The sequence below is a fragment of the Cupriavidus sp. 01T418 genome, from assembly GCF_056398885.1.
This window is the reverse complement of sequence record NZ_JBFTQG010000161.1, coordinates 1-530: the sequence shown is the minus strand read 5'-3', so window position 1 is coordinate 530 and position 530 is coordinate 1. Positions and strand designations below refer to the sequence as shown.

At 62.6% G+C, this 530-nt stretch carries 1 protein-coding gene; it reads right to left on the bottom strand.

Annotated features, from left to right (window positions below):
• Positions 1-197: 197 nt before the first annotated feature.
• Positions 198-530: hypothetical protein (locus AC1DQ3_RS36715; protein WP_477124979.1), on the bottom strand; the 333-nt coding region annotated here is incomplete at its 5' end.

The following is a 530-nucleotide window of genomic DNA, read 5'->3' as shown; positions in this document are numbered from 1 at the left end:
CCAGGCTGCCTGGCTTTTCCACTCACGCACTGGTGATGAACTTGCCGCTGGCCTAAAAGTCCAGCGGCGCATCCTTGGGTGCGGCGATGAAGCTCTGCGCCGACAGGATGGCGTGGCGGCAAGGGTGGCGGGGTAGGCAGGCGCGGCGGCCGTCCGCGCGGCGGTGGCCAGGAGGCCTTTCAATGATTAACCTCCATTCAGACGGGTTCCGTCTTGATCGTGCCTTGGGTATCCGGGTTCGGGTCAGTGACATGCGGCTCGCCAAATTGCACGAGATAGGCATCGCCGTAGTCGACGCGTACCTCTCGCGCCGGGTTCTCCGGAGCGAACAGATTGTCCAGTGCAACAAGGGCCGCGATYKYTTCGGTTCTCGGTTTCCCGTCCTTGTCGAGCATCGAGACGTCGAAGCCCATGAACAAGGCGTTGATTCGCCCATGATCGTAAGCTGGCTCCGCGGTGTCCGGCAGGAGCGCCGTATTTGCGAAGGGTCCGCTATTTGCGGCCCCAAGCGCCGCCACCGAAACCAGCTT